This is a genomic window from Ensifer sp. R-19 (assembly GCF_049905105.1).
GTDB lineage: Bacteria > Pseudomonadota > Alphaproteobacteria > Rhizobiales > Rhizobiaceae > Ensifer.
The window spans coordinates 1,168,054-1,187,825 of sequence record NZ_CP184569.1; the positions used below are offsets into that span (position 1 = coordinate 1,168,054).

A 19,772-nucleotide genomic window follows, 5' to 3' on the forward strand; every position below is an offset into this window, starting at 1 on the left:
GGGCGTAAAGCCCGTAAAGGAGACAGGCATGAACCAAGAGGTCATGAATCTTTTCAATCCGCAGGTGCCTGCACAGACCTTCGATTCCATCCGGATTTCGATCGCCTCGCCGGAGAAGATTCTTTCCTGGTCTTACGGTGAGATCAAGAAGCCGGAGACGATCAACTACCGTACGTTCAAGCCGGAACGCGACGGTCTGTTCTGCGCGCGCATCTTTGGCCCGATCAAGGACTACGAGTGCCTGTGCGGCAAGTACAAGCGCATGAAGTACAAGGGCATCATCTGCGAAAAGTGCGGCGTCGAAGTCACGCTGTCGCGCGTTCGCCGTGAGCGCATGGGCCACATCGAGCTCGCCGCTCCCGTCGCCCACATCTGGTTCCTGAAGTCGTTGCCTTCACGCATTTCGACGCTGCTCGACATGACGCTGAAGGATGTCGAACGCGTTCTGTACTTCGAAAACTACATCGTGACCGAGCCGGGTCTGACGTCGCTGAAGGAAAACCAGCTCCTCAGCGAAGAAGACTACATGCTCGCCGTCGATGAGTTCGGCGAAGATCAGTTCACCGCCATGATCGGCGCTGAAGCGATCTATGAAATGCTCGCTTCGATGAATTTGGAGAAGATCGCTGGTGACCTGCGCGCCGAGCTCGCTGAGACGACCTCGGATCTGAAGCAGAAGAAGCTGATGAAGCGCCTGAAGATCGTCGAGAACTTCATGGATTCCGGCAATCGTCCGGAATGGATGATCATGAAGGTCGTTCCGGTGATCCCGCCGGATCTGCGCCCGCTCGTGCCGCTCGACGGTGGCCGTTTCGCGACGTCGGATCTGAACGATCTCTACCGCCGCGTGATCAACCGTAACAACCGTCTGAAGCGCCTGATCGAACTGCGTGCTCCGGGCATCATCATCCGCAACGAAAAGCGCATGCTGCAGGAATCTGTCGATGCGCTGTTCGACAACGGCCGTCGCGGCCGCGTCATCACCGGCGCCAACAAGCGTCCGCTGAAGTCGCTGTCCGACATGCTCAAGGGCAAGCAGGGCCGCTTCCGTCAGAACCTGCTCGGCAAGCGCGTCGACTATTCCGGCCGTTCGGTCATCGTAACCGGTCCGGAACTGAAGCTGCACCAGTGCGGTCTTCCGAAGAAGATGGCGCTCGAGCTGTTCAAGCCGTTCATCTATGCGCGTCTTGACGCCAAGGGCTTCTCCTCGACCGTCAAGCAGGCCAAGAAGCTCGTTGAAAAGGAAAAGCCGGAAGTCTGGGATATCCTCGACGAGGTCATCCGCGAGCATCCGGTTCTCCTGAACCGCGCGCCGACGCTGCACCGCCTGGGCATCCAGGCCTTCGAACCGACCCTGGTCGAAGGCAAGGCGATCCAGCTGCATCCGCTCGTCTGCACGGCCTTCAACGCCGACTTCGACGGTGACCAGATGGCCGTTCACGTGCCGCTGTCTCTCGAAGCCCAGCTCGAAGCACGCGTGCTGATGATGTCGACGAACAACATTCTGCACCCGGCAAACGGCGCGCCGATCATCGTTCCGTCGCAGGATATGGTTCTCGGTCTCTACTACTTGTCGATCCTGAACCAGAACGAGCCGGGCGAAGGCATGGCGTTCTCGGACATGGGCGAGCTGCATCACGCGCTCGAAACCAAGGCCGTGACCCTGCATGCCAAGATCCGTGGCCGCTTCAAGACCGTCGATGCCGAGGGCAACCCGGTTTCGAAGATCTACGAAACGACGCCTGGCCGCATGATCATCGGCGAACTGTTGCCGCGCAACGTCAACGTGCCGTTCGAGACCTGCAACCAGGAAATGACCAAGAAGAACATCTCCAAGATGATCGACACGGTTTACCGTCACTGCGGTCAGAAAGACACGGTCATCTTCTGCGACCGCATCATGCAGCTCGGCTTTGCCCATGCTTGCCGCGCCGGCATTTCGTTCGGCAAGGACGACATGGTCATCCCGGACACCAAGGTGAAGATCGTCGGCGATACTGAAGCGCTCGTGAAGGAATACGAGCAGCAGTACAACGACGGCCTCATCACCCAGGGCGAAAAGTACAACAAGGTTGTCGACGCCTGGGGCAAGGCGACCGAAAAGGTCGCCGACGAAATGATGGCCCGCATTAAGGCGGTGGAGTTCGACGAAAACGGTCGTCAGAAGCCGATGAACTCGATCTACATGATGTCGCACTCCGGCGCCCGTGGTTCTCCGAACCAGATGCGCCAGCTGGGCGGCATGCGCGGCCTGATGGCCAAGCCGTCGGGCGAAATCATCGAGACGCCGATCATCTCGAACTTCAAGGAAGGCCTCACCGTTAACGAGTACTTCAACTCGACCCACGGTGCCCGTAAGGGTCTGGCCGACACCGCCTTGAAGACTGCGAACTCCGGTTACCTGACCCGTCGTCTCGTCGACGTCGCGCAGGATTGCATCGTCAACTCCGTCGATTGCGGCACCGAAAACGGTCTCACAATGACGGCGATCGTCGACGCCGGTCAGGTTGTGGCCTCGCTTGGCGCTCGTATTCTTGGCCGTACGGCTCTGGACGACATCGATCACCCGGTCACGGGCGCTCGCATCGTCGATGCCGGCCGGATGATCCTGGAACCCGACGTCATCGAGATCGAGAAGGCTGGTATCCAGTCGATCCGCATCCGCTCGGCGCTGACCTGCGAAATCCAGACGGGCGTTTGCGGCGTCTGCTACGGCCGCGACCTGGCTCGTGGTACGCCGGTCAACATGGGCGAAGCGGTTGGCGTTATCGCTGCACAGTCGATCGGTGAGCCGGGCACCCAGCTCACCATGCGTACCTTCCACCTGGGTGGTACGGCGACCGTGGTCGACCAGTCGTTCCTGGAAGCGTCCTACGAAGGTACGGTCCAGATCAAGAACCGCAACATGCTGCGCAACTCGGACGGCGTACTCGTCGCGATGGGCCGTAACATGGCGGTCCAGATCCTGGACGAGCGTGGCGTCGAGCGTTCGTCGCAGCGTGTTGCCTATGGTTCGAAGATCCTCGTCGACGATGGCGACAAGGTGAAGCGCGGCCAGCGTCTCGCCGAGTGGGACCCCTACACCCGTCCGATGATGACGGAAGTAGAAGGTACCGTTCACTTCGAAGACGTCGTCGACGGCATCTCGGTGCTCGAAGCGACCGACGAGTCGACCGGTATCACCAAGCGCCAGGTTATCGACTGGCGTTCGACCCCGCGTGGTACGGACCTCAAGCCGGCGATCGTCATCAAGGACAAGAACGGCGCAGTTGCCAAGCTGTCGCGCGGCGGCGAAGCCCGCTTCTTGCTCTCGGTCGACGCGATCCTCTCGGTCGAACCCGGCCAGAAGGTCAGCCAGGGTGACGTTCTCGCTCGTTCGCCGCTCGAAAGCGCCAAGACCAAGGACATCACCGGTGGTCTGCCGCGTGTTGCCGAACTGTTCGAAGCCCGTCGTCCGAAGGATCACGCCATCATCGCTGAGATCGATGGCACCGTTCGCTTCGGCCGCGACTACAAGAACAAGCGTCGCGTTCTGATCGAGCCGGCGGAAGACGGTGTCGAGCCGGTCGAGTACCTGATCCCGAAGGGCAAGCCCTTCCATCTTCAGGATGGCGACTACATCGAAAAGGGCGACTACATCCTCGACGGCAACCCGGCGCCGCACGACATCCTGGCGATCAAGGGCGTGGAAGCACTTGCTTCCTACCTGGTCAACGAAATCCAGGAAGTCTACCGACTGCAGGGCGTTGTCATCAACGACAAGCACATCGAAGTCATCGTTCGCCAGATGCTGCAGAAGGTGGAAATCACCGATGCCGGCGACTCGACCTACATCGTCGGTGACAATGTCGACCGGATCGAGCTCGAAGACGTCAACGACGGCCTGATCGAACAGGGCAAGAAGCCGGCATACGGCGATCCGGTCCTGCTCGGCATCACCAAGGCGTCGCTGCAGACACCGTCCTTCATCTCGGCGGCTTCGTTCCAGGAAACCACCAAGGTCCTGACCGAAGCGGCGATCGCTGGTAAGACGGACGGCCTGCAGGGCCTGAAGGAAAACGTCATCGTCGGCCGTCTGATCCCGGCCGGTACCGGTGGCACGATGACCCAGATCCGCCGCATCGCAACCGCGCGCGACGAAATGATCCTGGAAGAACGTCGTCGTGGCACGGGCGCCGAGGCAGCAACGCCAATGCTTGCCGATCTCGCCAACGAGAACGCTGCAGCCGAATAAGCGGGGAGGGCGGGTTATTCCGCCCTCTGACCCACACAAAGAAGAAGCCGCCGAGAGCGATCTCGGCGGCTTCTTCTTTTGGGCGGTCGCCCCGCGCGGCAACGGCGAGGGCGAAGGTCACTTGACTGCAAAGATTAGCTAAAGCGGATGATCGCCACTTCGCCTTCGAGTGCGCCCTGGTAGGCGGAGGCGTGGGGTTCGTCGCTCGGGATCTCGGTCAGTGTGCCGATCTGGTCCAGATCAGCCTCGAGAAAACCCTCTTCGGCAAGGGCGTTCAGTGCTTCGCGAACAGCGGTATCGTCGTCGGGCGCCTTGAGCATCACGTGAATGTCCACGCCGTCTTCGTCGCCGTCGGTCTCATAGGCCTTGCCGGTGATGATGAACACCATCGGTTCGTCCGGGGCATTGTCGTTGTCTGGGGTGACGGCCATATTGTTTCCTTTCGATTGGCTGGCGCGACCTTAGCGCCCTTTTTTGTCCGGCGCGATGGAAATGCATCGCGCCTCGAATGCTTCTGCAGCGACCGACTCGAAGATGGTGGAAAACCCCCACAAAGTGGTTGCCGATTCCTTAACCCTATCCGACACTCCGCCTGTCGAAGGGCCAAAGAGGCGGGCACCAGGTTCGAAACCATGTGCAAAAGCCTTGTTTTGCAGGCATGTCAGGCCTGCGCGCGATAGAATATTTCTTAATTGCCCTTGACTGTTGGCCTTGAAATCAGTACACCCCGCCGCATCGGAGCCCATGTGAGGCTGGCTGGTTCGGAACGTCGCGTTCTGGAGTTCGCCTCAAACAAGGTTCGAAACGCACGCCGACGACTACAATGCTGCACGCAAGACGCGCACGATAGTGCGTCCTCTGCTTTATTTGGGGCCATCTGCGGAAAAGCGGATCGGCCCCTGTTTTGCGCATTTCATGAGGCGTTCGAAACTGCCGGCGACGGCAACGATCCGCCCGCAAGGGTAACGTGATAAGATTTTGCAAGGGATGGGTATATGCCTACCGTAAACCAGCTGATCCGCAAGCCTCGTCAGGCACAGGTAAAGCGCAATAAGGTTCCTGCTCTGCAGGAAAACCCGCAGAAGCGTGGCGTTTGCACCCGCGTTTACACCACGACCCCGAAGAAGCCGAACTCGGCTCTCCGTAAGGTTGCCAAGATTCGTCTGACGAACGGCTTCGAAGTCATCGGCTACATTCCGGGTGAAGGTCACAACCTTCAGGAACACTCGGTTGTCATGATCCGCGGCGGCCGCGTTAAGGACCTTCCGGGCGTTCGTTACCACATCATCCGTGGTGTTCTCGATACGCAGGGCGTCAAGAACCGCAAGCAGCGTCGTTCGAAGTACGGTGCGAAGCGTCCGAAGTAATTCGGTTTTGAAAATCCCGGCGCTGCGCGAGGTCCTCCGCGTGGTAAAGCGCTGAAACAGTTTGAAGAGACGAGAAGTATGTCCCGACGTCATAAAGCAGAAAAGCGCGAGATCAATCCGGATCCGAAGTTCGGTGATCTGGTTGTCACGAAGTTCATGAACGCCATCATGCTGCACGGCAAGAAGTCTGTTGCCGAAAGCATTGTCTACGGCGCGTTCGATGCGGTTCAGGTCAAGCTGAAGCAAGAGCCGATCACCGTATTCCACTCTGCGCTCGACAACATCGCGCCGCACGTTGAAGTGCGTTCGCGCCGCGTCGGTGGTGCAACTTACCAGGTTCCGGTCGATGTTCGTCCGGAGCGTCGCCAGGCCCTCGCCATCCGTTGGCTGATTGCGGCCGCACGCAAGCGTAACGAAACGACCATGGTTGATCGCCTGTGCGGCGAACTCATGGACGCAGCGAACAACCGTGGTAGCGCCGTGAAGAAGCGCGAAGACACGCACAAGATGGCTGATGCCAACCGTGCGTTCTCGCATTATCGCTGGTAATTCTGGCGCGAACGTCTCAAGAGGCAGTCCACTATGGCACGCGAATACAAAATCGAAGACTACCGTAATTTCGGTATTATGGCGCACATCGACGCTGGCAAGACCACGACGACTGAGCGCATCCTGTACTACACCGGCAAGTCCCACAAGATCGGCGAAGTCCACGACGGCGCTGCGACCATGGACTGGATGGAGCAGGAGCAGGAACGCGGCATCACCATCACCTCTGCTGCCACGACCACCTTCTGGAAGGGTCGTGACGGCAAGACCCGCCGCTTCAACATCATCGACACCCCCGGCCACGTTGACTTCACCATCGAAGTCGAGCGTTCGCTGCGCGTTCTCGACGGTGCTATTGCGCTTCTCGACGCCAACGCCGGTGTTGAGCCGCAGACGGAAACCGTCTGGCGTCAGGCTGAGAAGTACAATGTTCCGCGCATGATCTTCTGCAACAAGATGGACAAGACCGGCGCCGACTTCTACCGCTCGGTCGAGATGATCAAGACCCGTCTCGGTGCAACGGCTGTCGTCATGCAGCTGCCGATCGGCGCTGAAACCGAATTCAAGGGCGTTATCGATCTGATCGAGATGAACGCCCTCGTCTGGCGCGACGAGTCCCTCGGCGCTCAGTGGGACGTTGTCGAAATCCCGGACGACCTGAAGGACAAGGCCGAAGAATATCGCGAAAAGCTGATCGAGACCGTTGTCGAGATCGACGAAGCTGCGATGGAAGCCTATCTCGAAGGCAACATGCCCTCGAATGACAAGATCCGCGAACTCGTTCGCCGCGGTACCATCGACGTGAAGTTCCACCCGATGTTCTGCGGTACCGCGTTCAAGAACAAGGGCGTTCAGCCGCTTCTCGACGCTGTTGTTGACTACCTGCCGTCGCCGCTCGACATTCCGGCGATCAAGGGTATCGACGCCAAGACCGAAGCAGAGATCGAGCGTCACGCTGATGATGCCGAGCCGCTCTCGATGCTCGCGTTCAAGATCATGAACGACCCCTTCGTCGGTTCGCTGACCTTTGCGCGCATCTACTCGGGCAAGCTCGAAAAGGGCTCGTCGGTCATGAACACGGTCAAGGACAAGCGCGAGCGCGTGGGCCGCATGCTGCAGATGCACTCCAACAGCCGTGAAGACATCGAAGAAGCCTTCGCAGGCGACATCGTTGCTCTGGCTGGTCTCAAGGAAACCACGACGGGTGACACGCTCTGCGACCCGCTGAAGCCGGTTATCCTCGAGCGCATGGAGTTCCCCGAGCCGGTCATCCAGATCGCGATCGAGCCGAAGTCCAAGGGCGACCAGGAAAAGATGGGCCTCGCGCTCAACCGTCTGGCTGCCGAAGACCCATCCTTCCGCGTCAAGACTGACCAGGAATCCGGTCAGACGATCATCGCCGGCATGGGCGAACTTCACCTCGACATCATCGTCGACCGCATGCGTCGCGAGTTCAAGGTTGAAGCAAACGTCGGCGCGCCGCAGGTTGCTTACCGCGAAACCATCACGCGCCAGCACGAAGAAGACTACACGCACAAGAAGCAGTCCGGTGGTACCGGTCAGTTCGCGCGCGTCAAGATCGTCTTCGAACCGAACCCGGAAGGCGAAGACTTCAAGTTCGAATCCAAGATCGTCGGCGGTGCTGTTCCGAAGGAATACATCCCGGGCGTTCAGAAGGGTATCGAAAGCGTTCTGTCTTCGGGTCCGCTCGCTGGCTTCCCGATGCTGGGCGTCAAGGCGACGCTCATCGACGGCGCATTCCACGACGTCGACTCGTCGGTTCTGGCCTTCGAAATCGCATCGCGTGCTTGCTTCCGTGAAGCGGCCAAGAAGGCTGGCGCACAGCTTCTCGAGCCGATGATGAAGGTCGAAGTCGTAACGCCGGAAGACTATGTCGGTGACGTTATCGGCGACCTGAATTCTCGTCGTGGCCAGATCCAGGGCCAGGAATCGCGTGGCGTTGCTGTCGTCATCGCCGCAAACGTGCCGCTCGCGAACATGTTCAAGTACGTCGACAACCTGCGTTCGATGTCTCAGGGTCGCGCACAGTACACGATGACCTTCGATCACTACGCGCCGGTTCCGTCGAACGTCGCACAGGAAATCCAGGCGAAGTATTCCGGTCAGAAGTGACCGGAATACCCTTTCGCTGACAGAAGTTAAGAGTTTTCCCCGGTAGGGGATAGAAAACGGAGAGCCGGAAATGGCAAAGAGCAAATTTGAGCGCAACAAGCCGCACGTTAACATTGGCACGATTGGCCACGTTGACCATGGCAAGACGTCGCTGACCGCAGCGATCACGAAGTACTTCGGCGAGTTCAAGGCGTATGACCAGATCGACGCTGCGCCGGAAGAAAAGGCCCGTGGTATCACCATTTCGACGGCCCACGTTGAGTACGAGACGCCGAACCGTCACTACGCTCACGTTGACTGCCCCGGCCACGCCGACTACGTCAAGAACATGATCACCGGTGCGGCTCAGATGGACGGCGCGATCCTGGTTTGCTCGGCTGCTGACGGCCCGATGCCGCAGACCCGCGAGCACATCCTGCTCGCCCGCCAGGTTGGCGTTCCGGCAATCGTCGTGTTCCTCAACAAGGTCGACCAGGTTGACGACGCCGAGCTTCTCGAGCTCGTCGAACTCGAAGTTCGCGAACTTCTGTCGTCCTACGAATTCCCGGGCGACGACATTCCGATCATCAAGGGCTCGGCTCTTGCAGCTCTAGAAGATTCGGACAAGAAGATCGGCGAAGACGCGATCCGCGAGCTGATGGCCGCTGTTGACGCCTACATCCCGACGCCGGAGCGTCCGATCGACCAGCCGTTCCTGATGCCGATCGAAGACGTGTTCTCGATCTCGGGCCGTGGTACGGTTGTGACCGGTCGCGTTGAGCGCGGTATCGTCAAGGTCGGCGAAGAAGTTGAAATCGTCGGCATCCGCGACACGTCGAAGACGACGGTTACGGGCGTTGAAATGTTCCGCAAGCTGCTCGACCAGGGCCAGGCCGGCGACAACATCGGCGCGCTGATCCGTGGTGTTAACCGTGACGGCGTTGAGCGTGGCCAGATCCTGTGCAAGCCGGGTTCGGTCAAGCCGCACAAGAAGTTCATGGCCGAAGCCTACATCCTGACGAAGGAAGAAGGCGGCCGTCATACGCCGTTCTTCACGAACTACCGTCCGCAGTTCTACTTCCGCACGACGGACGTGACGGGCATCGTGACGCTGCCGGAAGGCACGGAAATGGTCATGCCGGGCGACAACGTCACCGTTGCCGTCGAGCTGATCGTTCCGATCGCGATGGAAGAAAAGCTGCGCTTCGCGATCCGCGAAGGCGGCCGTACCGTCGGCGCAGGCATCGTTGCCTCGATCGTCGAGTAATCGACGAGACTGAGGGCGGAGAAATTCGAGGCGCATGTGCTATGCGCCTCGAACATACCCGCCCCGAAAGAATTAGTTGGTCGCACGGCTTGCCGAAGACGACGAAATAGTGCAAATGGCGCCCACGCGTGATTTGCACGGTGCTTCGACGTTGTGCGCTCACAAAAAGACAGGCCGGCCACGGCCGCTCAAATAGGAAGGGGCAGGGGAAACTCTGTCCCTCCGATCTTTGAAAATTAGCGGACTGGCCGAACATTAAACGAAGTTCAATGCGTGTTTTTCCACGGAAACCGCAGACAACATGAACAAGGATAAGTCGTATGAACGGCCAGAACATCCGCATCCGCCTCAAGGCGTTTGATCACCGGATCCTCGACGCCTCGACGCGCGAAATCGTGTCGACGGCAAAGCGTACCGGTGCAAGCGTGCGCGGTCCCGTACCGCTGCCGACGCGCATTGAAAAGTTTACGGTCAACCGCTCGCCGCACGTCGACAAGAAGAGCCGTGAACAGTTCGAAATGCGCACCCATAAGCGCCTTCTCGATATCGTAGACCCGACCCCGCAGACCGTTGACGCGCTGATGAAGCTCGACCTGGCTGCCGGCGTCGACGTGGAAATCAAGCTTTAATAACAAGGAAGGTACGTGGACCCCGGTCCAACGGCTTCCGAAAACGGGCGACCTCAAGATCGGATGATCTCAAGGAAACCTTAAACCAGAGATGTGAGGGGGCTCGCCCCATCACTAACTCTCAAGAGGAATGAACCGATGCGTTCAGGTGTGATTGCACAGAAAGTGGGAATGACCCGCGTCTATAACGACGCCGGTGAGCATATCCCGGTTACAGTATTGAAGCTGGAGAACTGCCAGGTGGTAGCCCAGCGTACGGAAGAGAAGAACGGCTACGTGGCTGTCCAGCTGGGCGCCGGCCGTTCGAAGGTCAAGAACACGCCGAAGGCAATGCGCGGCCATTTTGCTGCTGCCAACGTCGAGCCGAAGGCGAAGCTCGTCGAGTTCCGCGTTTCCGCGGACAACCTGATCGACATCGGTGCAGAACTGACGGCCAACCATTTCGTTGCCGGCCAGCTCGTTGACGTCACCGGTACCACGATCGGTAAGGGTTTTGCTGGTGCGATCAAGCGCCACAACTTCGGTGGTCTGCGTGCAACGCACGGCGTTTCCGTATCGCACCGTTCGCATGGTTCGACCGGTTCCAACCAGGATCCGGGCCGCGTTTGGAAGGGCAAGCGCATGGCTGGTCACATGGGTCAGACCCGCGTCACCACCCAGAACCTCGAAGTCGTATCGACCGATGAAGACCGCGGTCTGATCCTGGTCAAGGGCGCAGTCCCCGGCTCCAAGGGTGCCTGGATCGTCGTTCGTGACGCCATCAAGTCGGGCACCCCGGAAGGCGCTCCGCGCCCGGCCGCTGTGCGCGCCGAAGCATCGAAGTAAGGGAGCCGAGTAATGGATCTCAACGTCAAAACCCTCGAGGGCAAGGACGCGGGAAAGGTTTCCCTTTCTGACGCCATTTTCGGCCTCGAACCCCGTGAAGACATCATTGCCCGCGTCGTTCGCTGGCAGCTCGCCAAGAAGCAGCAGGGCACGCACAAGGCCAAGGGCCGCGCAGAAGTTTCGCGCACCGGCGCCAAGATGTACAAGCAGAAGGGTACGGGCCGCGCCCGCCACCACTCCGCTCGCGCTCCGCAGTTCCGCGGCGGTGGCAAGGCCCATGGCCCGGTCGTCCGCAGCCACGAGCATGATCTGCCGAAGAAGGTTCGCGCCCTCGGCCTGCGTCATGCGCTGTCGGCCAAGCTGAAGGCTGAAGAGATCATCGTCATCGACGATCTCGTTGCCAAGGAAGCCAAGACCAAGGCTCTCGCCGGCGTATTCGCATCGCTCGGCCTCACCAACGCTCTCATCATCGGCGGCGCCGAGATCGAGAACAATTTCAAGCTCGCAGCCCAGAACATCCCGAACGTGGACGTTCTGCCGGTTCAGGGCATCAACGTTTACGACATTCTGCGCCGTGGCAAGCTCGTGCTTTCCAAGGCTGCCGTGGAAGCTCTGGAGGAGCGGTTCAAATGACGGATCTTCGCCACTACGACGTGATCGTGTCTCCCTCGATCACTGAAAAGTCGACGCTGGTTTCCGAGCAGAACCAGGTCGTCTTCAACGTCGCCAAGGACGCTTCGAAGCCTGAAATCAAGGCTGCTGTCGAAGCTCTGTTCGGCGTCAAGGTTACGGCCGTGAACACGCTCGTCCGCAAAGGCAAGACGAAGCGTTTCCGCGGCTTTGCCGGAAAGCAGAAGGACGTGAAGAAGGCGATCATTACGCTCGCCGACGGTCAGTCCATCGACGTCTCCACCGGTCTCTAACGGATAGGCCCATTAGGGTAAAAACCCAAAAGGGAACAAGAAAATGGCATTGAAAAGTTTCAATCCGACGACCCCGAGCCAGCGCCAGCTGGTCATCGTTGACCGGGCTGGCCTCTACAAGGGCAAGCCGGTCAAGGCGCTGACCGAGGGCCTGTCCTCCAAGGGCGGTCGCAACAACCTCGGTCGCATCACCGTTCGCTTCCAGGGCGGCGGTCACAAGCGTACCTACCGCCTGGTCGACTTCAAGCGTCGCAAGTTCGACGTTGAAGGCACGGTCGAGCGTCTGGAATACGACCCGAACCGCACCGCGTTCATCGCGCTCGTCAACTATGCCGATGGCGAAAAGGCCTACATCCTCGCTCCGCAGCGCCTCGCTGCCGGCGACAAGGTCATCGCTTCGGAGAAGGCCGTTGACGTCAAGCCCGGCAACACGATGCCGCTGCAGTACATCCCGGTCGGCTCCATCATCCACAACGTGGAAATGAAGCCGGGCAAGGGCGGCCAGATGGCCCGCTCGGCCGGTACCTACGCGCAGCTCGTCGGTCGCGACCAGGGCATGGCGATCCTTCGTCTGAACTCGGGCGAACAGCGTCTCGTGCACGGTTCCTGCCTCGCATCGATCGGCGCCGTATCGAACCCCGATCACGGCAACATCAATGACGGTAAGGCTGGTCGTTCGCGTTGGCGCGGCAAGCGTCCGCACGTTCGCGGCGTCGTCATGAACCCGGTTGACCACCCGCACGGCGGTGGTGAAGGCCGTACCTCGGGTGGTCGTCACCCGGTTACCCCGTGGGGCAAGCCCACGAAGGGCAAGCGTACGCGCTCGAACAAGTCGACCGACAAGTTCATCATGCGCTCGCGGCACCAGAAGAAGAAGTAAGAGAGGAAGTCTCGAATGACTCGTTCAGTATGGAAAGGTCCGTTCGTTGACGGTTATCTTCTCAAGAAGGCTGAGAAGGTCCGCGAAGGCGGTCGTAACGAAGTGATCAAGATTTGGAGCCGCCGCTCCACGATCCTTCCGCAGTTTGTCGGCCTCACCTTCGGCGTCTACAACGGCAGCAAGCACGTTCCGGTCAGCGTCAATGAAGACATGGTCGGTCACAAGTTTGGCGAATTCTCTCCGACCCGGACCTACTACGGTCATGGCGCGGACAAGAAGGCAAAGAGGAAGTAACAATGGGCAAGGCAAAAGCCGAACGCCGGCTGAAGGATAATGAGGCGCAGGCAATTGCGCGCACGATCCGCGTCAGCCCCCAGAAGCTCAACCTGGTTGCCGCGATGATCCGCGGCAAGAAGGTCGACCGCGCTCTGGCCGAACTGGAGTTCTCCCGCAAGCGCATTGCAGAAACGGTCAAGAAGACCCTTGAATCTGCCATCGCAAACGCAGAGAACAACCACGATCTCGACGTCGATTCGCTCGTCGTTGCAGAAGCTTACGTTGGCAAGTCGATCGTCATGAAGCGCTTCCACGCCCGTGGTCGCGGCCGTGCATCGCGCGTCGAAAAGCCGTTCTCGCACTTGACGATCGTCGTTCGCGAAGTGGAAGCCAAAGGGGAGGCCGCATAATGGGTCAGAAGATTAATCCGATCGGTTTCCGTCTCGGTATCAACCGGACCTGGGATAGCCGTTGGTTTGCAGACAACGCCGAATACGGCCAGCTGCTTCATGAAGACCTGAAGATCCGCGCTTACCTGATGGAAGAGCTGAAGGCTGCCGGCATCGCCAAGGTGGTCATCGAGCGTCCGCACAAGAAGTGCCGCGTCACGATCCACTCGGCTCGCCCGGGTCTCATCATCGGCAAGAAGGGCGCTGACATCGAAAAGCTCCGCAAGAAGCTTTCCGAGATGACCAACTCCGAAACGCACCTCAACATCGTTGAAGTGCGCAAGCCGGAAGTTGACGCAACGCTCGTTGCCCAGTCGATCGCCCAGCAGCTCGAGCGCCGCGTGGCTTTCCGCCGTGCGATGAAGCGCGCTGTTCAGTCGGCCATGCGTCTTGGCGCCGAAGGCATCAAGATCACCTGCGCCGGTCGTCTCGGTGGCGCCGAAATCGCTCGTACCGAATGGTACCGCGAAGGTCGCGTTCCGCTGCACACGCTGCGTGCGGACATCGACTACGGCACGGCCGAAGCGGAAACCGCTTTCGGTATCTGCGGCATCAAGGTCTGGATCTTCAAGGGCGAAATCCTTGAGCACGATCCGATGGCTTCCGAGCGCCGTGCGATCGAAAGTGACAACCAGGGCCCTGGCAGCCGTGATCGCGACCGTGGCGATCGTGACCGCCGTCGTGAAAACGCGTAACACTCGCGTTTGGCAGCCAATATCGGAGAAGTAAAAAAATGTTGCAGCCAAAGCGTACGAAGTATCGCAAGCAGTTCAAGGGCCGCATCAAGGGCGTAGCCAAGGGCGGTTCTGATCTTGCCTTCGGCGAATTCGGCCTGAAGGCTCAAGAGCCGAACCGCGTCAATGCGCGCGAGATCGAAGCGGCCCGCCGCGCGATCACGCGTCACATGAAGCGCGCCGGCCGCGTGTGGATCCGTGTGTTCCCCGACGTTCCCGTAACCGCCAAGCCGACGGAAGTCCGCATGGGTAAGGGTAAGGGTTCGGTCGAATACTGGGCATGCAAGGTCAAGCCCGGCCGTATGATGTTTGAGATCGATGGTGTCAGCGAAGAACTTGCCCGTGAGGCACTTCGTCTTGGCGCTGCCAAGCTCTCTGTCAAGACGCGCTTCGTGCAGCGTATCGCAGAGTAAGGAGTGAACTCATGAAAGCCGTAGAAGTTCGCGCTCTGAGCGCCGATCAACTCAACGAAGAGCTTGCCAAGCTGAAGAAGGAGCAGTTCAACCTGCGCTTCCAGAAGGCAACCGGCCAGCTCGAGAAGTCTTCGCGTATCAACGAAGTCCGCAAGGACATCGCACGCGTCAAAACCATTGCCCGCCAGAAGGCGGCAGAAGCCAAGGCCTAAGGACCAGAAAATATGCCGAAACGCATTCTGCAGGGCACTGTTGTCAGCGACAAGAACGACAAGACCGTCGTCGTCCGGGTCGAGCGCCGTTTTGCGCACCCGATCCTCCAGAAGACTGTCCGTCGCTCGAAGAAGTACAAGGCGCACGACGAAAACAACCAGTTCAAGGTTGGTGACGTCGTTTCCATTGAGGAATGTGCGCCGATCTCGAAGGATAAGCGCTGGACGGTTGTAGCCGTCCACGCTTGATTTCTGCAGGTTTTGACCTGAAGACCCTTGCGTCTTGGGCAAATACCTGTATGAAGCACGCAATTGAAGCAGGGGAACGCTCGAGTCCGGGCGTTCTTTTGCTTTGAGATGAGCACTATAAGCCAGGCGAGGGGGTTTCGACCCAACCGGCCGGGTAACAACAAGAAGGCGACCTGACATGATTCAGATGCAAACAAACCTCGACGTGGCGGATAATTCCGGCGCACGTCGTGTCATGTGCATCAAGGTGCTGGGCGGCTCCAAGCGCAAGTATGCGTCGGTCGGCGACATCATTGTCGTTTCGATCAAGGAAGCCATTCCGCGCGGCCGCGTAAAGAAGGGTGATGTCATGAAGGCTGTTGTCGTTCGCACTGCGAAGGACATCCGCCGTCCGGATGGCTCTGTCATCCGCTTTGACACCAACGCAGCCGTTCTTATCGATAACAAGAAAGAGCCGATCGGCACCCGTATCTTCGGACCGGTTCCGCGCGAACTTCGCGCCAAGAACCACATGAAGATCATCTCGCTGGCTCCAGAAGTACTCTAAAGGAGCGTAGAGAGATGCAAAAGATTCGCAAAGGCGACAAGGTTGTCGTTCTCACCGGTAAGGACAAGGGCCGTACCGGCGAAGTCGTCCAGGTTATGCCGAAGGAAGACCGGGCTGTTGTGCGTGGCGTCAACATGGTGAAGCGTCACCAGCGCCAGACCCAGAGCCAGGAAGCCGGCATCATCAACAAGGAAGCCTCGATCCATCTTTCGAACATCGCGATTGCCGATCCGAAGGACGGCAAGCCGACTCGCGTCGGTTTCAAGATCGACGGTGACAAGAAGGTCCGCGTGGCCAAGCGTTCGGGAGTAGTGATCGATGGCTAAGTCCGCTTACGAGCCGCGGCTCAAGAAGGAATACGTAGAGCGCATCCGCAAGGCGATGCAGGAGAAGTTCTCCTACGCCAACGAAATGCAGATCCCGCGCCTCGACAAGATCGTCATCAACATGGGTGTTGGCGAATCGACGGGCGACTCGAAGAAGCCGACCGTTGCTGCTGCCGACCTCGCTGCGATTGCTGGTCAGAAGCCGGTAATCACCCGCGCTCGCAACTCCATCGCAGGCTTCAAGCTTCGCGAAGGCATGCCGATTGGTGCCAAGGTTACCCTGCGCGGCGTTCGGATGTATGAGTTCCTGGATCGTCTCGTGAACATCGCTCTTCCGCGCGTTCGCGACTTCCGTGGCCTCAATCCGAAGTCCTTCGATGGCCGTGGCAACTTCGCCATGGGCGTCAAGGAGCACATTGTGTTCCCTGAGATCAACTACGACAAGGTTGATCAGATGTGGGGCATGGACATCATCGTTTGCACGACGGCTACTAACGACGACGAAGCACGCGCTCTGCTCACAGAGTTCAACTTCCCGTTCCGTCAGTAATCCGTAACGACAAGCGTAAAGAAGGATAACTGTTATGGCGAAAACGAGCGCAGTTGAAAAGAACAAGCGCCGCCGCAAACTGGTTGCCGGGCAAGCTTCAAAGCGTGCCGCGCTGAAGGCAATCATCATGAACCAGTCTCTGCCGATCGAAGAGCGGTTCAAGGCAACCATCAAGCTGGCAGGTCTGCCGCGCGATGGATCCAAGACCCGCATTCGCAACCGCTGCGAAGTCACCGGCCGTCCGCGCGCCTACTATCGTAAACTTCGTATGTCGCGTATTGCGCTTCGCGAACTGGGCAATCTCGGCAAGGTGCCGGGCATCGTCAAGTCGAGCTGGTAAGGAGACGGGCACATGGCAATGACTGATCCGCTGGGCGATATGCTCACCCGTATCCGTAACGGCGCGGCTCGCCGCAAGTCGAGCGTTTCCACGCCGGCTTCGAAGCTCCGCGCACGCGTTCTGGATGTCCTTCAGGCTGAAGGCTACATCCGTGGATACTCTGAAGTCGTGTTTGGCAACGGCAAGGCCGAGCTGAACATCGAACTGAAGTACTACGAAGGCGCTTCCGTAATCCGTGAGATCGGACGCGTTTCCAAGCCGGGCCGCCGAGTTTATGTCTCGGTTAAGTCCATTCCGCAGGTCGCGAACGGCCTCGGCATCACCATCCTTTCGACCCCGAAGGGTGTGATGGCCGATCACCAGGCACGCGAACAGAATGTTGGTGGCGAGATTCTTTGCTCCGTCTTCTAAGGCGTAGCAAGTTCTCCATAGCGAACAGACAGGTATAAAAATGTCTCGTATCGGTAAGAAGCCCGTTCAGGTTCCGGCAGGCGTCACGGCAAGCGTTGATGGCCAGAAGGTAACGGCGAAGGGCCCGAAGGGCGAACTGTTCTTTGTTGCAAACGACGAAGTTTCGGTAAAGCTCGAAGATAATGCGGTTGTCGTACAGCCGCTCAGCCAGAGCAAGGATGCTCGTTCGAAGTGGGGCATGTCCCGCACGATGATCGAGAACATCTTGAAGGGCGTCAAGGACGGTTACGAGCGCAAGCTCGAAATCAACGGCGTTGGTTATCGTGCGTCGCTGCAGGGCAAGAACCTGCAACTGGCGCTCGGTTTCAGCCACGACGTCGTCTACCAGACGCCGGAAGGCATCACGATTGCTGTTCCGAAGCCGACCGAAATCATCGTGTCCGGCATCAACAAGCAGCAGGTCGGCCAGGTTGCCGCGGAAATCCGCGAATACCGTGGCCCCGAGCCCTACAAGGGCAAGGGCGTCAAGTATGCCGAAGAGCGGATTGTCCGCAAAGAAGGCAAGAAGAAGTAAGGATCACGCGAAATGGCTAGCAGGAAAGATACTCTTGTGCGTCGCGCCAACCGCGTGCGCCGTCAAATCAAGGCGGTCGCCAATGGCCGTCCGCGCCTGTCGGTTCATCGCTCGTCGAAGAACATCTACGTACAGGTTATCGATGACGTTGCCGGCAAGACGCTTGCGTCTGCCTCCACGCTCGATACCGATCTGCGTTCGTCTTTGAAGACGGGCGCTGACGCGGCAGCTGCTGCTGCCGTCGGCAAGCTCATCGCTGAGCGCGCCGTAAAGGCTGGCGTCAAGGACGTTGTCTTTGATCGTGGCGCCTTCATCTATCACGGCCGCATCAAGGCTTTGGCCGAAGCTGCACGTGAAGGTGGTCTGAACTTCTGATCGATCACAGGGCGGGCCTCGAGTCCGCCCTGGACGATCAGTGGTTTCCGGTCGCTTCCAGTCGGAAAGACGGAGGCGACTTTTGTCAATCTGCCGATTGCACCCGGAAAAGAAAAAGGAAAAGGACAATGGCACAAGAAAGAAAGGGTTCTCGCGAAGATCGCCAGAACCGCGAAGAGCGCGACAGCGAATTTGTCGACAAGCTCGTAGCAATCAACCGCGTCGCCAAGGTGGTGAAGGGCGGTCGTCGTTTCGGTTTCGCCGCTCTCGTCGTCGTTGGCGACCAGAAGGGCCGCGTCGGCTTCGGCCATGGCAAGGCACGCGAAGTGCCGGAAGCCATCCGCAAGGCGACGGAAGCTGCCAAGCGCGACCTGATTTTCGTCCCGCTGCGTGGTGGTCGTACCCTGCATCACGACGTTCATGGCCGTCACGGCGCCGGCAAGGTGCTGCTGCGTTCGGCCAAGGCCGGTACCGGTATCATCGCTGGTGGCCCGATGCGCGCCGTCTTCGAAACGCTCGGCGTTCATGACGTCGTCGCCAAGTCGACCGGTTCGTCGAACCCCTACAACATGGTTCGCGCAACCTTCGACGCCCTCAAGAACCAGATGCACCCGAAGGACATCGCAGCTCAGCGCGGCATCAAGTACGCCACGCTCCAGGCTCGTCGTGTTTCCTCCGGCGCTGCTTCCGAAGAATAAGGGAGCTGACAGATGGCTAAGAAAGAACTTGCCAAGAAGACGGTTACCGTCGAGCAGATCGGTAGCCCCATTCGCCGTCCGGCCGTGCAGCGTCAGACGCTCATCGGTCTGGGCCTCAACAAGATGCACCGGGTTCGCACGCTCGAAGACACTCCGTCTGTTCGCGGCATGATCCGGACCGTCCAGCACCTCGTTCGCGTCGTCGACGAGAAGTGAGGGGGATAAGCTCATGAAACTGAATGAAATCAAGGACAACGAAGGCTCTACCCACAGCCGTAAGCGTCTCGGCCGTGGTATCGGTTCGGGTTCCGGCAAGACGGCCGGCCGCGGTGTCAAGGGTCAGAAGGCTCGTTCGGGCGTTGCTATCAACGGCTTCGAAGGCGGCCAGATGCCGATCTACCGTCGTCTGCCGAAGCGCGGCTTCAACAACATCTTCGCTTCGGAGTTTGTTGTCGTGTCGCTCGGCCGTATCCAGACGGCAATCGACGCCAAGAAGCTCGACGCTTCGAAGACCGTCGATGCGGCTGCCCTCAAGGCTGCCGGCGTCATCCGTCGCGAAAAGGACGGCGTCCGCGTTCTCGCTGACGGCGAACTGAAGGCGAAGGTTTCGATCGAAGTCGCTGGCGCTTCCAAGTCGGCGATCGAAAAGATCGAAAAGGCCGGCGGTTCGGTCAAGCTGCTCGCAGCCGCTGCTGAATAATATTATTGATGAACCGCCCGGGGTGCTTCACTCCGGGCGGTTTTGCTCCCATATGTGAGCCTCACGTCCGCAGCCGGCGAATCGCTTGCCGCAAGCGGACATAGCGGAAACCACGGTGAGGCATCCGATTGC

The 19,772-nt window shown here is 59.2% G+C and carries 27 protein-coding genes; 26 read left to right on the top strand and 1 reads right to left on the bottom strand.

All coding sequences use genetic code 11. The features are described from left to right. Positions 1–28: 28 nt before the first annotated feature. Positions 29–4,234 (top strand): DNA-directed RNA polymerase subunit beta', encoded by a 4,206-nt coding sequence (gene rpoC / locus ACN9MO_RS05705; RefSeq protein ID WP_057252173.1) that lies wholly within the window; start codon positions 29–31, stop codon positions 4,232–4,234. Between the two features lie 134 nt (positions 4,235–4,368). Here rpoC and ACN9MO_RS05710 read toward each other — a convergent pair whose 3' ends face one another. Then, the gene (locus ACN9MO_RS05710) at positions 4,369–4,665 is read right to left on the bottom strand and encodes a transcriptional regulator (RefSeq protein WP_113133384.1); all 297 of its coding nucleotides are present in this window, start codon (positions 4,663–4,665) and stop codon (positions 4,369–4,371) included. A gap of 564 nt (positions 4,666–5,229) precedes the next feature. Between ACN9MO_RS05710 and rpsL the strand changes: the two genes are divergently transcribed. The 25 genes from rpsL (at position 5,230) to rplO (ending at position 19,640) form a co-directional block, all read left to right on the top strand. After that, entirely contained in the window at positions 5,230–5,601 is a 372-nt protein-coding gene (rpsL, locus tag ACN9MO_RS05715; RefSeq protein WP_003507760.1) for a 30S ribosomal protein S12, read from the top strand. Between the two features lie 78 nt (positions 5,602–5,679). Continuing rightward, entirely contained in the window at positions 5,680–6,150 is a 471-nt protein-coding gene (gene rpsG, locus ACN9MO_RS05720) for a 30S ribosomal protein S7 (protein ID WP_057252175.1), read from the top strand. A 33-nt stretch (positions 6,151–6,183) separates the two neighbouring features. Then, positions 6,184–8,283 carry an elongation factor G gene (gene fusA, locus ACN9MO_RS05725; protein WP_057252176.1) on the top strand — a complete coding sequence of 700 codons (2,100 nt, stop codon included), beginning with the start codon at positions 6,184–6,186 and terminating at the stop codon, positions 8,281–8,283. Between the two features lie 70 nt (positions 8,284–8,353). After that, positions 8,354–9,529 carry an elongation factor Tu gene (gene tuf / locus ACN9MO_RS05730; RefSeq protein ID WP_034795467.1) on the top strand — a complete coding sequence of 392 codons (1,176 nt, stop codon included), beginning with the start codon at positions 8,354–8,356 and terminating at the stop codon, positions 9,527–9,529. Positions 9,530–9,849: 320 nt separating this feature from the next. Further along, a complete protein-coding gene (rpsJ, locus tag ACN9MO_RS05735; protein WP_003507767.1) occupies positions 9,850–10,158 on the top strand; it encodes a 30S ribosomal protein S10 in 309 nt (102 codons plus the stop codon). Between the two features lie 138 nt (positions 10,159–10,296). Then, positions 10,297–10,983, top strand: a complete 687-nt coding sequence (gene rplC, locus ACN9MO_RS05740) for a 50S ribosomal protein L3 (protein ID WP_057255569.1) — start codon at positions 10,297–10,299, stop codon at positions 10,981–10,983. A 12-nt stretch (positions 10,984–10,995) separates the two neighbouring features. Further along, positions 10,996–11,616, top strand: coding sequence for a 50S ribosomal protein L4 (rplD, locus tag ACN9MO_RS05745; RefSeq protein ID WP_057255570.1), 621 nt, complete (start codon positions 10,996–10,998; stop codon positions 11,614–11,616). Continuing rightward, a complete protein-coding gene (locus ACN9MO_RS05750; RefSeq protein WP_057255571.1) occupies positions 11,613–11,906 on the top strand; it encodes a 50S ribosomal protein L23 in 294 nt (97 codons plus the stop codon). Before rplD ends, ACN9MO_RS05750 begins: the two co-directional genes overlap by 4 nt. A 43-nt stretch (positions 11,907–11,949) precedes the next feature. Next, positions 11,950–12,786, top strand: a complete 837-nt coding sequence (rplB, locus tag ACN9MO_RS05755) for a 50S ribosomal protein L2 (protein WP_057255572.1) — start codon at positions 11,950–11,952, stop codon at positions 12,784–12,786. 15 nt (positions 12,787–12,801) lie between these two features. Then, positions 12,802–13,080 carry a 30S ribosomal protein S19 gene (rpsS, locus tag ACN9MO_RS05760; RefSeq protein WP_018239488.1) on the top strand — a complete coding sequence of 93 codons (279 nt, stop codon included), beginning with the start codon at positions 12,802–12,804 and terminating at the stop codon, positions 13,078–13,080. A 2-nt stretch (positions 13,081–13,082) separates the two neighbouring features. After that, on the top strand, positions 13,083–13,472 hold the full coding sequence (gene rplV / locus ACN9MO_RS05765; RefSeq protein WP_057255573.1) for a 50S ribosomal protein L22: 390 nt from the start codon (positions 13,083–13,085) through the stop codon (positions 13,470–13,472). After that, entirely contained in the window at positions 13,472–14,206 is a 735-nt protein-coding gene (rpsC, locus tag ACN9MO_RS05770) for a 30S ribosomal protein S3 (RefSeq protein ID WP_057255574.1), read from the top strand. The genes rplV and rpsC overlap by 1 nt, the downstream gene beginning before the upstream one ends. 38 nt (positions 14,207–14,244) lie before the next feature. Continuing rightward, the gene (gene rplP, locus ACN9MO_RS05775; RefSeq protein WP_011975175.1) at positions 14,245–14,658 is read left to right on the top strand and encodes a 50S ribosomal protein L16; all 414 of its coding nucleotides are present in this window, start codon (positions 14,245–14,247) and stop codon (positions 14,656–14,658) included. Between the two features lie 11 nt (positions 14,659–14,669). Beyond that, complete coding sequence (gene rpmC, locus ACN9MO_RS05780) at positions 14,670–14,870, top strand: 50S ribosomal protein L29 (protein WP_057255575.1); 201 nt, start codon at positions 14,670–14,672, stop codon at positions 14,868–14,870. 12 nt (positions 14,871–14,882) lie between these two features. Continuing rightward, positions 14,883–15,119: a 30S ribosomal protein S17 gene (rpsQ, locus tag ACN9MO_RS05785; RefSeq protein WP_057255576.1), complete on the top strand. Its 237-nt coding sequence runs from the start codon at positions 14,883–14,885 to the stop codon at positions 15,117–15,119. Between the two features lie 178 nt (positions 15,120–15,297). After that, positions 15,298–15,666: a 50S ribosomal protein L14 gene (gene rplN / locus ACN9MO_RS05790; protein ID WP_034795548.1), complete on the top strand. Its 369-nt coding sequence runs from the start codon at positions 15,298–15,300 to the stop codon at positions 15,664–15,666. A gap of 14 nt (positions 15,667–15,680) precedes the next feature. Then, positions 15,681–15,992 (top strand): 50S ribosomal protein L24, encoded by a 312-nt coding sequence (gene rplX, locus ACN9MO_RS05795; RefSeq protein ID WP_025426674.1) that lies wholly within the window; start codon positions 15,681–15,683, stop codon positions 15,990–15,992. Then, the gene (gene rplE, locus ACN9MO_RS05800) at positions 15,985–16,542 is read left to right on the top strand and encodes a 50S ribosomal protein L5 (protein ID WP_057255577.1); all 558 of its coding nucleotides are present in this window, start codon (positions 15,985–15,987) and stop codon (positions 16,540–16,542) included. The genes rplX and rplE overlap by 8 nt, the downstream gene beginning before the upstream one ends. A 34-nt stretch (positions 16,543–16,576) precedes the next feature. Next, a complete protein-coding gene (gene rpsN / locus ACN9MO_RS05805) occupies positions 16,577–16,882 on the top strand; it encodes a 30S ribosomal protein S14 (protein WP_057255578.1) in 306 nt (101 codons plus the stop codon). A 12-nt stretch (positions 16,883–16,894) separates the two neighbouring features. After that, the gene (rpsH, locus tag ACN9MO_RS05810) at positions 16,895–17,293 is read left to right on the top strand and encodes a 30S ribosomal protein S8 (protein ID WP_025426677.1); all 399 of its coding nucleotides are present in this window, start codon (positions 16,895–16,897) and stop codon (positions 17,291–17,293) included. 40 nt (positions 17,294–17,333) lie between these two features. Next, complete coding sequence (gene rplF, locus ACN9MO_RS05815) at positions 17,334–17,867, top strand: 50S ribosomal protein L6 (protein WP_057255579.1); 534 nt, start codon at positions 17,334–17,336, stop codon at positions 17,865–17,867. Between the two features lie 12 nt (positions 17,868–17,879). Next, positions 17,880–18,242, top strand: coding sequence for a 50S ribosomal protein L18 (rplR, locus tag ACN9MO_RS05820; RefSeq protein ID WP_025426679.1), 363 nt, complete (start codon positions 17,880–17,882; stop codon positions 18,240–18,242). Between the two features lie 128 nt (positions 18,243–18,370). Then, positions 18,371–18,940 (top strand): 30S ribosomal protein S5, encoded by a 570-nt coding sequence (rpsE, locus tag ACN9MO_RS05825; protein WP_057255580.1) that lies wholly within the window; start codon positions 18,371–18,373, stop codon positions 18,938–18,940. 12 nt (positions 18,941–18,952) lie between these two features. Next, positions 18,953–19,156 carry a 50S ribosomal protein L30 gene (rpmD, locus tag ACN9MO_RS05830; RefSeq protein ID WP_058329562.1) on the top strand — a complete coding sequence of 68 codons (204 nt, stop codon included), beginning with the start codon at positions 18,953–18,955 and terminating at the stop codon, positions 19,154–19,156. A 13-nt stretch (positions 19,157–19,169) separates the two neighbouring features. Beyond that, entirely contained in the window at positions 19,170–19,640 is a 471-nt protein-coding gene (gene rplO, locus ACN9MO_RS05835; protein ID WP_057255582.1) for a 50S ribosomal protein L15, read from the top strand. The last annotated feature ends 132 nt before the right edge of the window (positions 19,641–19,772 follow it).

Bases quoted from the DNA above. Each gene is read 5' to 3' on its own strand.
- tuf (WP_034795467.1), top strand. From the start codon at position 8,354: ATGGCAAAGAGCAAATTTGAGCGCAACAAGCCGCACGTTAACATTGGC.
- rpsC (WP_057255574.1), top strand. From the start codon at position 13,472: ATGGGTCAGAAGATTAATCCGATCGGTTTCCGTCTCGGTATCAACCGG.
- rplX (WP_025426674.1), top strand. From the start codon at position 15,681: ATGCAAAAGATTCGCAAAGGCGACAAGGTTGTCGTTCTCACCGGTAAG.
- rplP (WP_011975175.1), top strand. From the start codon at position 14,245: ATGTTGCAGCCAAAGCGTACGAAGTATCGCAAGCAGTTCAAGGGCCGC.
- rpoC (WP_057252173.1), top strand. From the start codon at position 29: ATGAACCAAGAGGTCATGAATCTTTTCAATCCGCAGGTGCCTGCACAG.
- ACN9MO_RS05710 (WP_113133384.1), bottom strand. From the start codon at position 4,665: ATGGCCGTCACCCCAGACAACGACAATGCCCCGGACGAACCGATGGTG.
- rpsH (WP_025426677.1), top strand. From the start codon at position 16,895: ATGGCAATGACTGATCCGCTGGGCGATATGCTCACCCGTATCCGTAAC.
- rpsE (WP_057255580.1), top strand. From the start codon at position 18,371: ATGGCACAAGAAAGAAAGGGTTCTCGCGAAGATCGCCAGAACCGCGAA.
- ACN9MO_RS05750 (WP_057255571.1), top strand. From the start codon at position 11,613: ATGACGGATCTTCGCCACTACGACGTGATCGTGTCTCCCTCGATCACT.
- rpsG (WP_057252175.1), top strand. From the start codon at position 5,680: ATGTCCCGACGTCATAAAGCAGAAAAGCGCGAGATCAATCCGGATCCG.
- rpsN (WP_057255578.1), top strand. From the start codon at position 16,577: ATGGCGAAAACGAGCGCAGTTGAAAAGAACAAGCGCCGCCGCAAACTG.
- rplC (WP_057255569.1), top strand. From the start codon at position 10,297: ATGCGTTCAGGTGTGATTGCACAGAAAGTGGGAATGACCCGCGTCTAT.
- rplD (WP_057255570.1), top strand. From the start codon at position 10,996: ATGGATCTCAACGTCAAAACCCTCGAGGGCAAGGACGCGGGAAAGGTT.
- rpmC (WP_057255575.1), top strand. From the start codon at position 14,670: ATGAAAGCCGTAGAAGTTCGCGCTCTGAGCGCCGATCAACTCAACGAA.
- rpmD (WP_058329562.1), top strand. From the start codon at position 18,953: ATGGCTAAGAAAGAACTTGCCAAGAAGACGGTTACCGTCGAGCAGATC.
- rplE (WP_057255577.1), top strand. From the start codon at position 15,985: ATGGCTAAGTCCGCTTACGAGCCGCGGCTCAAGAAGGAATACGTAGAG.
- rplV (WP_057255573.1), top strand. From the start codon at position 13,083: ATGGGCAAGGCAAAAGCCGAACGCCGGCTGAAGGATAATGAGGCGCAG.
- rpsJ (WP_003507767.1), top strand. From the start codon at position 9,850: ATGAACGGCCAGAACATCCGCATCCGCCTCAAGGCGTTTGATCACCGG.
- rplN (WP_034795548.1), top strand. From the start codon at position 15,298: ATGATTCAGATGCAAACAAACCTCGACGTGGCGGATAATTCCGGCGCA.
- rplF (WP_057255579.1), top strand. From the start codon at position 17,334: ATGTCTCGTATCGGTAAGAAGCCCGTTCAGGTTCCGGCAGGCGTCACG.
- fusA (WP_057252176.1), top strand. From the start codon at position 6,184: ATGGCACGCGAATACAAAATCGAAGACTACCGTAATTTCGGTATTATG.
- rplB (WP_057255572.1), top strand. From the start codon at position 11,950: ATGGCATTGAAAAGTTTCAATCCGACGACCCCGAGCCAGCGCCAGCTG.
- rplR (WP_025426679.1), top strand. From the start codon at position 17,880: ATGGCTAGCAGGAAAGATACTCTTGTGCGTCGCGCCAACCGCGTGCGC.
- rpsS (WP_018239488.1), top strand. From the start codon at position 12,802: ATGACTCGTTCAGTATGGAAAGGTCCGTTCGTTGACGGTTATCTTCTC.
- rpsQ (WP_057255576.1), top strand. From the start codon at position 14,883: ATGCCGAAACGCATTCTGCAGGGCACTGTTGTCAGCGACAAGAACGAC.
- rpsL (WP_003507760.1), top strand. From the start codon at position 5,230: ATGCCTACCGTAAACCAGCTGATCCGCAAGCCTCGTCAGGCACAGGTA.
- rplO (WP_057255582.1), top strand. From the start codon at position 19,170: ATGAAACTGAATGAAATCAAGGACAACGAAGGCTCTACCCACAGCCGT.